At 62.4% G+C, this 2,771-nt stretch carries 2 protein-coding genes and 1 pseudogene; 1 reads left to right on the forward strand and 2 read right to left on the reverse strand.

Annotated elements, in window-relative coordinates; genetic code table 11:
* The coding region (locus ACT6QH_RS07355; protein WP_444974169.1) for a type I restriction-modification system subunit M at positions 1 to 1,414 on the reverse strand (1,414 nt) is incomplete at its 3' end.
* 153 nt (positions 1,415 to 1,567) lie between these two features.
* Between ACT6QH_RS07355 and ACT6QH_RS07360 the strand changes: the two genes are divergently transcribed.
* Positions 1,568 to 2,374, forward strand: a complete 807-nt coding sequence (locus tag ACT6QH_RS07360; protein WP_444974170.1) for a DUF8426 domain-containing protein — start codon at positions 1,568 to 1,570, stop codon at positions 2,372 to 2,374.
* 18 nt (positions 2,375 to 2,392) lie between these two features.
* Here ACT6QH_RS07360 and ACT6QH_RS07365 read toward each other — a convergent pair.
* A pseudogene (locus tag ACT6QH_RS07365) lies at positions 2,393 to 2,593 on the reverse strand (Arm DNA-binding domain-containing protein); the annotation flags it as partial.
* Positions 2,594 to 2,771 lie beyond the last annotated feature (178 nt).

The following is a 2,771-nucleotide window of genomic DNA, read 5'->3' on the forward strand; positions in this document are numbered from 1 at the left end:
CGTAGGCCGCCGCCGCGATCTCCGCGGCGCTCACGCAGTAGCGGGGCGGGGGGCGGGGGTTCGCCCGCTCCCGGCCGGCGCGGCGCCCCCCCCCCGACACCACGTCGGGCAGGTTGTTCCGGGCGTGCTCCTCGACACTCAGAGCCGCCTTCGGCACCGGGCCGGACTTCTCCTCGTCCACCAGCATCTGGCGCTTGTCGTCGAGGCTCATGCCGTCCGCCGCGACATCGTAGAACCACACCTGGTCGGTGCCGCCGGAATTGGTCTTGGTGAACAGCACGATGGCGGTGGAGACGCCCGCATAGGGCCGGAACACGCCCGAGGGCAGCTTCACGATGGCATCGAGCTTGTGGTCCTTCACCAGCATCCGGCGGATCGCCTTGTGCGCGGTGGAGGAGCCGAACAGCACCCCGTCCGGCACGATCACCGCCGCCCGCCCACCGGGCTTCAGGAGCTTCAGGAACAGCGCCATGAACAGAAGCTCGGTCTTCTTGGTCTTGACGATGGAAAGCAGGTCCGCGCTCGTCGTCTCATAGTCCAGCGAGCCGGCGAACGGCGGATTGGCAAGGATCAGCGAATATTTATCCTTGTCGTCCCCATGGCCGGAGGCAAGCGAATCCCGATAGCGGATATCGGCGTCCTCCACCCCGTGGAGCTGCATGTTCATGGAGCCGATGCGCAGCATGGTCTGGTCGAAATCATAGCCGTGGAACATGCCGGCGTGGAAATGCCGGTTGAGCGCGGCATCGCGGAACAGGGCCTTGTGGTGGTCGCGCAGATATTCTCCCGCCGCCACAAGGAAGCCGCAGGTGCCGCTCGCCGGATCGCAGATCACGTCCTTCGGGGTGGGCGCGGTCAATTCCACCATCAGCTGGATGATGTGGCGCGGCGTGCGGAACTGGCCGTTCCGTCCGGCGGTGGCGATCTTCGCCAGCATGTATTCGTAAAGGTCGCCCTTGGTGTCGCGGTCGTCCAGCGGGATCTCCGCCAGCATATCCACCACCTTGATGAGCAGGCCGGGGGTGGGGATGGTGAAGCGCGCGCCCTTCATGTGCTCGGCATGGGCACTTCCTTCCTCTCCCATCTCGCGGAGGAAGGGGAAGACGAAATCCGCCATCAGCGTGAACATGCGCCCCGCATCGGCATTCTTCAGCCGCGACCAGCGCAAGGCCTCATAGGTGACGTCGGCACCGTCGCGGTCCTGGCGATAGACCCCCGCCGGAAAGATGACCCGTGCCAGGGGCTTGCCCGTCATGGCGGCCTTGTTCTCCTCGCGGGTCTGGAGCTCGTCCAGGCCGCGGATGAAGAGCAGATAGGTGATCTGCTCGATCACCTCGAGGGGATTGGTGATGCCGCCCGCCCAGAATGCGTTCCAGATGGCGTCAATCTTGTTTCTCAATTCGCCGGTCAGCACCGCGACACGTCCCTGCACATTCACCATTTCAGTCGCCGACATTAGCGGGCGGAGCCGCTACGGCAAAGCCGACTGCGCAATGCTACACATCTTGTTGTCATGCCGCCATGCCGCAGCCTAACATATCCTCATGAGGTGGTATCGGGTGACTTGATGAAACAGGCTTGGGTGGTGCGCGCCGAGCGCGGGGGTCGACTCTATGACGCGTTCAAGGAAAAGTCCGTGATCGCCATTGGCTGGGGCGATATGGGGTCGCTGGAGAATCTGAACACACGCGACAAGATCGCGGCGTGTGTCGCTGCGACCTGGCCTGAGTGGAAGCCGCAAGCCGTTGCCATGGCGACAGGTCAACTCTACCGCTTTCGCAGTGAAATGAAGATTGGAGATCGGGTGGTCACCTATGATCCCGGCCGGCGGGTCTACCTCATCGGGGAGGTCGCAGGAGACTATCGCTGGGATCCGAGCATCGATGCCGATGACCCGAACGTGCGATCAGTGAAATGGCAGGGCGAGGGTTCCCGCGACCTTCTCTCCCCGCGCAGCCGCAACAGCCTGGGGGCCATCTCGACGCTGTTCCAATTGTCGGCTGAGGTGATCGAGGATCTTCTGCGGGCGCTGCAATCACAAAGGCCCGCGATTAAGGACGCAGCGGCAGAGATTGCCGAAGATGATGTGTTCAAGAACATTCTGGAGAAAGCAATCGAGTTCACGAAGGACCGCGTCCACGCGCTGGACTGGTCGGACCTTCAGGAGCTCGTAGCTGGCTTGTTGCGCGCCATGGGCTACAAGACCCGAGTGTCGCTGGCCGGGGCTGATCGGGGCAAGGATATCGTCGCCTCGCCGGACGGGTTCGGCTTCGAGGCACCGCGCATCGTCGTTGAGGTGAAGCATCGTCAGGGCGCAATAGGAGCGCAGGCCCCTCTTCTTTTCCTCCGCCGGGTTGCGCCCCTCTCTCAATAACCGCTTCTGGGCAACCCGCGCTTCGCGCGCCTCTTGCAAGCTGATATCGGGGTACGGACCGAGGACAAGCGTTTTCTCTTTTCCCTCGATCTCATAACGCAGCCGCCATATTTTCCCGCCCGCAGGCGTCACCGCCAGGAACAACCCGCCACCGTCAGTGAGTCTGTAGAGCCTGTCAGTCGGCTTGGCCTTCCGGATTTGGGTATCTGTGAGCGGCATCAACCATCCTCCACAATGTGCCCGGTTTCTCACCCCGCCGATGCCCGGTTGATGCCCGGAAATACGTGAGCTTGGATGAGAACGAATGGAACAAAGAGAGAACGATAATGGCGCAGAAAACCAGCGTTTTCAACGCTTTTGAGAAAGAATGTTTGGGTGTGAGAAAGGTAGGTGGCGG

Source organism: Haloleucobacter albus, from assembly GCF_052492075.1.

Coding starts and splice junctions, on each gene's coding strand:
- ACT6QH_RS07360 (WP_444974170.1), top strand. CDS start 1,568: ATGAAACAGGCTTGGGTGGTGCGCGCCGAGCGCGGGGGTCGACTCTAT.